A 6,212-nucleotide genomic window follows, 5' to 3' on the forward strand; every position below is an offset into this window, starting at 1 on the left:
AGATGCAATGGGGAGATCGACGATGCACGTCCAGTTCGCGGAGCTTCCAGTGTTCGACCAGGAACGCGCCAAGGCGTTCTACATCGATCACCTGAACTGCCGCGTCGTCGCCGATCAGCCAATGGGCAATGATAGGTGGCGATGGATCGAACTCGGATTTCCAGGGGCCGAAACCACCCTCCACTTCCTAAGGCGCAAGGACGAAACACCATCTGAGGGGCCCGTCCTCGTGCTGGTTGACAACGAAATCGAAGTCACCGTTCAGAGACTCAAATCGCGAGGCGCCGAGATCATAGCAGAACCGCGCCCCGCGCCATGGCAACCGGCGCGCACGATCGCGGAGTTTCGGGACAGCGAGGGCAATCGCATGATGATCACGAGCAGATGACGCGCTTACCTATCATGACCGCAACATGCTCTTGCGGTGGCGTCGAACTCAAAGCGTTCGGCAGGCCAATCGTGAGCAGTGTCTGCTACTGCGACGACTGCCAGAAGGGAGCTGACCAGATCGAAGCTTTGCCAGGTGCTGGCGCCGTGCGCGATCCCGATGGCGGCACCGCATACATCCTCTATCGAAAGGACCGCATCGAGTGCTCCAAGGGGGCCGAATTGCTGAGGGGTTATAAGCTTAAGGAAACTTCAGCCACGAACAGGGTCATCGCCATGTGCTGCAATTCAGCGATGTTCATGAACTTCGATAGAGGTCCGCATTGGGTCTCGGCATACAGAGCGCGGTTTCATGGAGAACTCCCGCCACCGCAGCTGCGGATTTGCACGAAGTTCAAGTCGGACAGCGATGTCATTCCTGACGACGTGCCGAGCCACCGGGGTTATCCTCCAGGGTTCGTCGTTAAACTTCTGGCATCGCGCGTGGCGATGTTGCTAGGTCGATAAACCGGCCGCCAGCCTGCGCGATAAGACATTCAGATAGGTGCGCAAATCGGATACAGCCTTGCCGCTCAGGGTTCAGGCCTGAACGAATTTCTGTAGGCGATCCGCCACAATCAGCCCTGCCCGGCTGTTCAAGTGCACGCCGTCGGTGTGAAATAGCCAGCCATTTACGCGGGCGACATCATCCGGACGCTGCCGCAGCACCAGTACGCGAAAAGCATCGCGATAGAATGGAAGAAAGGTTGAACGCCGTGTAGGCCCGGCCAGGCGAGGCGCGAACCGCCTCGGTGAGCGCCTCATGGAGCGGGACATAGCCGCAGCGTTCCTCGTGCGCGATGGCCGCCAGATCGCAGAATATTCCTTGATCCGCCGGTTGAGCTCGCTCTGGAACGGGTCGTCCGAATCCGGCGCTTCTCCTATCGGAGGGAGCGAGCAAAGGCCGATGTCCGCCGCCGTCCCGCGCTTCAGCCTGCGTGCTGTCTCGGCCAGATTCTCGTGGAGCCAATCAGGCGACGGCGTGCGAGAAAGGCGCTTCCATAACGTAAAGAACCGCCGCACTTTGCGGGACACGAGCGCGAGAACGTCGTTCCCGCCGACCCAGACGATGACCTTGCCGGGGCGACAGGCGAGCACGTCCGGCAGCCGCTGCAGCGCGTTATAGGCCAGGTCGCCGCCGACGCCGAAATTCCGGAACTCAAATTGCCCGTAGCCCGGCCGCCGGCGGAGCTCTGCGATCCAATCGAATGCCTGGCCCTTGCCCACCGTGCTGCTCGATCCGAGGCAGGCCACTATTTTCCGTTGAGGACTCATCATAATAACTCCGCCGAGCCAGAGTGAGGAATCGTCGCCTCATGCTCCTCGCAAGACAACTGGCCCAGGCGTGAGCGTCAAGTCGGACTCCGAGGCGTTTCCAACGACCCACGGGCAGGCATAATAGTCTTCGATACGGTCGATGAGGCGGCCGGCGACATGGACACGAACCGGCCACCCGACCTGCCACTGGTCGCCTCGCTGGAAGAGCACGAACAGGACAGGTTCTCCGTCGATCGCCCCCGACGTCATGGTCCACGTCTGTGGATTTTGCTCGTATTCGACGAAATAGGGAGAGCTTCTGAGCAGGCCATCGAAGCAGTCGGCGACCCGCAACCGGGCATCGGCACTTGTGAGGCTCCGCACGCCATCCCAGTCATGGCGGTTGAAGAGGTCGACATAGCGCTGCAAGAGCCGCGCGGTGTCGGGATCAAGCGGACGGCTCGGTTCACCGGCAGGTTCAGCGGGCAAGCCGGCGAGCTTCACCCGTCCACGGGAGAGCGCGGATTTGACGCCGCCGACCGTCGAGCCCACGAGTTCTGCGGTCTCTTCCAGCGAGTAGTCGAACACATCCTTCAAGAGCACGCAGGCGCGCTCCTTGGGCGGCAGGTGACCGACCAGCCGTTCGACGGCGCGATGGGCATCAGTGGTCGCTGGCTCTGCAGCGATGACGCCGATGTCGTCCGAATAGGCGCTTTCCGCTCGCTCGCGCGCAAGGCGCCGCCTCACAAAGTCAATGCAGCGATTGTGAGCGATGCGAAACAACCAGGGTTTCAGCCTGCTGACATCGTCGAGGGTCTCGATCTTCGTGTAGGCCTCGAACAGCGTCTCCTGCATGAGATCCTCGCCGTCGAGCCGCGAGCCGGTCATGCGGGTGCAATAGCGATGCAGTTGCGCGCGGACGCCCGACACTGTCTCGAGGAAGGCTCGATACTGCGCGTCGAATAGGCCGATCGGTCGCCCAGGCATGTCCTTCACCTGCCACATATTAGCGTCATTGAGGAACATAGGTGAGAACCATGACCCCATTCTTGAAGCGATGCGTATCGACAAGCTTCAGGCGGACGAGATCGTTGTCAACGTCTTCAAATGCGCGCTTGCCCTCGCCGACCACCTTGGGGATCACCCAAATCTGATACTCATCGACAAGGCCCGCGGCGAGGAGGGTCCGATCGAGGTTGGTGATGCCGTATTTCACGATGTTGCCGCCCGGCTGTTGCTTGATCCTTGCAAGCTCGGCAGCAACGTCGCCCCTTATCAACGAGGCGTTCCACGCCGTCTTCTTGAGCGTTCGGGAGGCGACGAGCTTCTTCATGCCGTTGAGGCGATCTGCGTATTTGTCACCTCTCGTCTCCGGACGCGAGGCGAACATCTCGTAAGCAACACGACCGAGCAGTAGGAACTCGACATCGACCAAAGCTTCGTACGAATATTCCTTCGCCTCTTCATCGAAATACGACCCCGCGATCGTCATCGGGTTCTCGATCACGCCGTCGAGCGAGACGAAGCTCCCCACTTTCAATTTGCGAGTCATGCAACCTCCTGACCTTCAGCGCGTGTTGCCGCGGTTGCGGCCAGACCGAGCTTGGGGCGAACCCATTGTGCCAACCGCGCTATCGCGTCGTCGGCTTCGGGAGCGCGGCCGGCCATCATCTGGAAGGAGTGCAGCATCCCCGGAAATACGTCCAGGCGCACCTCGACGCCGGCGGCTTTTGCGCGGTCGGCAAGCGCCCGGCTGTCGTCGAGCAGGGTTTCGTCTCCACCCACTTGCAGATAGATCGGCGGCAGGCCCTTCAGATCGGCAAAGATCGGGCTGGCGAGTGGATTCCTGGGATCGGTCCCTGCAAGGACTTGCGATGCCAGCATATCCACGGCCGCCTTCTGGAAGAAGGCGTCCTTCTCGCGATTGGCTTCATAAGAGAGCCCGCTCGCCGAAAAATCGAGCCAGCCAGAGATGCTGAGGATAGCTGCGGGCAGCGGACGTCCCGCATCGCGGAGTTTCATCGCGGCCGCAACGATCAGGCCAGCGCCAGCGGAATCGCCTGCAGCTATGGTGTGCTTCGGCGCGATACCTTGCTCGGCGAGCCACTCGAACGCGGTCACGGCCTGCTCGATTTGGCGCGGAAACTTGCTCTGGAAAACGAAGTCGTAGGTGGCGAGCAGAGCGTAACAGCCGATCGCCTTGGCGAGGTGTCCGACCATCTTGCGATGGGTCCAGATCGATCCGCCGACATAGCCACCGCCGTGCAGGTAAAGCATGACCCGATCCTTGGCCGCCGCTTTTGGCTGAACCCAAAGCGCGGTCTTGTCGCCGAGTTTGGTCTCGATGTAATCGACGCCGCCCGGTTCTGCCGTCAAGACAGACCACTCGGAGACTTCCGGCGGCAATTCCCGACCGTTGCGCCAGGCCTCGGCGAGCTTTTCGTAGTGTATCTTGTTCGCTGAACTCTGCTTGCTGTTCATTGTCACGCTCCAATTCGTTGTGGAGGGCGACGTTCAGGATGACCGCGCCCAACAACAGCTAAGACGGACGAACTGAGCGAAAGGATACGTCGCCGGCAGATGCGCGGATCTGCACCGATCCGATCCTGGCGGCAACTGCAGCGCAACCTTTGACCCTTGCCGTCATTGGCCATAAATGAACATTTATCTGTCGTTCTCTCGTGCGGTATCGACAATGTCGGCACGGCAACCAAGGCGAGGTAGCTCGGGTTGCCCGTCCCTCAATTCCTGCGCCTCTCAGCCGAGGAGTAAACGGTGCGCATCTTCTCCATCATAGCCCACCCGCGTGCCAACAGCTTTTGCCACGCAATTTCCGCACGCGTTCGCAACGCGCTGATCGGCGACGGCCACGCAATCGAACATCACGATCTCTATATGGAAGGCTTCGATCCGTGCCTAACCGCGGAAGAGGCCTACACGCTCGGCGACACGCTGGAAAAAGCGCTTTCACGCGCCGAGGATCGCGTTTTGCTCCAGCACCGGACGCAAGTCGCGAATGCGGATGGTCTACTGATCGTCCACCCGAACTGGTGGGGGAAGCCACCTGCGATTCTGGCGGGCTGGCTCGATCGCGTTCTGGTTCCTGGTGTTGCCTATCGCCTGAAAACCGCGGATGGGTTGCCCGAAGGCCTCCTATCGATCAAGAAAGCCATTATCTTCAATACTTCCGATACCGATGCGACGCGAGAGGTGAATGACCTCGGTGATCCGCTCGGACTGATCTGGGGACGATGCGTCCTCCCATATTGCGGGGTTCTGGAACATGAACGACATGTGTTCAGGCCAGTTGTCGGCAGTTCCGAGGAGCAACGGGAGAACTGGCTCGAGGAGGCCACTGCCAAATGCCGGACCACGTTCGGGCAAGTTGAATGTAACTAAATCCGATCCGTCCGCAATTCTGTCATAACCGTGCTCGCCCGAATTTCGGCTCCCGTCCGCCTCGGGCCTATCCAAGCACGCGGCGCAGATCCTGATGCCGGCGACGTATCCTTTCGCTGGATTGGTCCGTCTTAGCTGTTGATGGGCGGTCATCCCAAGGTCGCCCTCCCAAACGTATTGGAACAGGACACACCATGAAATGCTTGTGGAGGCTTGGCGTAGCGGTCGAGCCGCAAAGTTCGGGGGTCAGTATCGTGAAACGCGCCGGTCGTTCGTCCTTGGGATGGAAACAAAGATATCGAGAGAAACGATGACCGCCACCATTACCGCCTTTGAACGGTTGCCCGATGGCGGCAAGGGACTGGCGCGTGACATGCGCGTTCGCTGGGCGCTGGAGGAAGCGGGCCAACCTTACGAGGTTCGCCTCGTTTCGTTCAAGGCGATGAAGGAGCCGGTGCATCTGACGCTTCATCCTTTCGGGCAAATTCCGACCTACGAAGAAGGCAATCTCGGGTTGTTCGAGACCGGGTCGATCGTGTTCCATATCGCGGAACGCCATTCGGGCCTGTTGCCGGACGATGCCAATGCCCGGGCGCGCGCCATCACCTGGATGTTCGCCGCGCTCAATACGTTGGAGCCGCCGATCCTTGAACTTGTAACCGCCAAGTCCCTTGAAGGCGGCAAGTCCTGGGCCGCGCAACGCCTGGCTCTCGTCCAGGATCGCATCCGCAATCGGCTTGTCCAACTGTCCCGACGTCTTGACAAGGCCAACTGGCTCGATGGTGCGTTCAGTGCGGGCGACCTGATGATGGTCTCGGTGCTGCTCAGGTTAAGAGCGTCGGGTATCCTGGACGAATATCCGAACCTCTCCGCCTATGTGACCCGTGGCGAAGCGCGGCCCGCCTACAAGCGGGCCCTCGACGCTCAACTGGCGACCGGCTGATTGAGGATAGCTTAGCCGCGATCGGAAGCCTCCACGTTGGGGTGCGGTGCTCCACCTCGGCTATGGCCAATAGCTGTCGTTCGGCGCCAGCGTGAGAAATGGCATCTGTGGACGCCCCTTCGGACGCAAGCGATTTTTTTGGCGGTAGGCACGATGTCGGATGCTGCCATCTGTCCGGCCTCCTGAT

General features: G+C 60.4%; 8 protein-coding genes. 4 read left to right on the forward strand and 4 right to left on the reverse strand.

The genetic code is table 11. The features are described 5' to 3' along the window. Positions 1–22: 22 nt before the first annotated feature. Entirely contained in the window at positions 23–388 is a 366-nt protein-coding gene (locus NKG95_RS26885; protein ID WP_352565081.1) for a VOC family protein, read from the forward strand. A gap of 14 nt (positions 389–402) precedes the next feature. Beyond that, complete coding sequence (locus NKG95_RS34360) at positions 403–894, forward strand: GFA family protein (protein ID WP_502899222.1); 492 nt, start codon at positions 403–405, stop codon at positions 892–894. 72 nt (positions 895–966) lie between these two features. On the opposite strand, the gene NKG95_RS26890 is transcribed toward NKG95_RS34360, so the two are convergent. The 4 genes from NKG95_RS26890 to NKG95_RS26905 are packed head-to-tail and all read right to left on the reverse strand — an operon-like array spanning position 967 to position 4,164. Then, positions 967–1,704 (reverse strand): SGNH/GDSL hydrolase family protein, encoded by a 738-nt coding sequence (locus NKG95_RS26890; protein WP_353043002.1) that lies wholly within the window; start codon positions 1,702–1,704, stop codon positions 967–969. 36 nt (positions 1,705–1,740) lie between these two features. Beyond that, positions 1,741–2,670, reverse strand: a complete 930-nt coding sequence (locus tag NKG95_RS26895) for a sigma-70 family RNA polymerase sigma factor (protein ID WP_352565084.1) — start codon at positions 2,668–2,670, stop codon at positions 1,741–1,743. A gap of 25 nt (positions 2,671–2,695) precedes the next feature. Continuing rightward, positions 2,696–3,235: a dihydrofolate reductase family protein gene (locus NKG95_RS26900; protein WP_353043003.1), complete on the reverse strand. Its 540-nt coding sequence runs from the start codon at positions 3,233–3,235 to the stop codon at positions 2,696–2,698. Continuing rightward, positions 3,232–4,164, reverse strand: coding sequence for an alpha/beta hydrolase (locus NKG95_RS26905; RefSeq protein ID WP_352565088.1), 933 nt, complete (start codon positions 4,162–4,164; stop codon positions 3,232–3,234). Before NKG95_RS26905 ends, NKG95_RS26900 begins: the two co-directional genes overlap by 4 nt. A gap of 294 nt (positions 4,165–4,458) precedes the next feature. Here NKG95_RS26905 and NKG95_RS26910 point away from each other — a divergent pair, with 294 nt between their 5' ends. Both NKG95_RS26910 and NKG95_RS26915 read left to right on the forward strand, forming a co-directional pair. Next, on the forward strand, positions 4,459–5,082 hold the full coding sequence (locus NKG95_RS26910; protein WP_352845685.1) for an NAD(P)H-dependent oxidoreductase: 624 nt from the start codon (positions 4,459–4,461) through the stop codon (positions 5,080–5,082). Positions 5,083–5,392: 310 nt separating this feature from the next. Then, complete coding sequence (locus tag NKG95_RS26915; protein WP_352565091.1) at positions 5,393–6,025, forward strand: glutathione S-transferase family protein; 633 nt, start codon at positions 5,393–5,395, stop codon at positions 6,023–6,025. The last annotated feature ends 187 nt before the right edge of the window (positions 6,026–6,212 follow it).

Source organism: Mesorhizobium sp. M1423, assembly GCF_040317575.1.
Lineage (GTDB): Bacteria > Pseudomonadota > Alphaproteobacteria > Rhizobiales > Rhizobiaceae > Mesorhizobium.

Bases quoted from the DNA above. Each gene is read 5' to 3' on its own strand.
- NKG95_RS26885 (WP_352565081.1), top strand. From the start codon at position 23: ATGCACGTCCAGTTCGCGGAGCTTCCAGTGTTCGACCAGGAACGCGCC.
- NKG95_RS34360 (WP_502899222.1), top strand. From the start codon at position 403: ATGACCGCAACATGCTCTTGCGGTGGCGTCGAACTCAAAGCGTTCGGC.
- NKG95_RS26890 (WP_353043002.1), bottom strand. From the start codon at position 1,704: ATGATGAGTCCTCAACGGAAAATAGTGGCCTGCCTCGGATCGAGCAGC.
- NKG95_RS26895 (WP_352565084.1), bottom strand. From the start codon at position 2,670: ATGCCTGGGCGACCGATCGGCCTATTCGACGCGCAGTATCGAGCCTTC.
- NKG95_RS26900 (WP_353043003.1), bottom strand. From the start codon at position 3,235: ATGACTCGCAAATTGAAAGTGGGGAGCTTCGTCTCGCTCGACGGCGTG.
- NKG95_RS26905 (WP_352565088.1), bottom strand. From the start codon at position 4,164: ATGAACAGCAAGCAGAGTTCAGCGAACAAGATACACTACGAAAAGCTC.
- NKG95_RS26915 (WP_352565091.1), top strand. From the start codon at position 5,393: ATGACCGCCACCATTACCGCCTTTGAACGGTTGCCCGATGGCGGCAAG.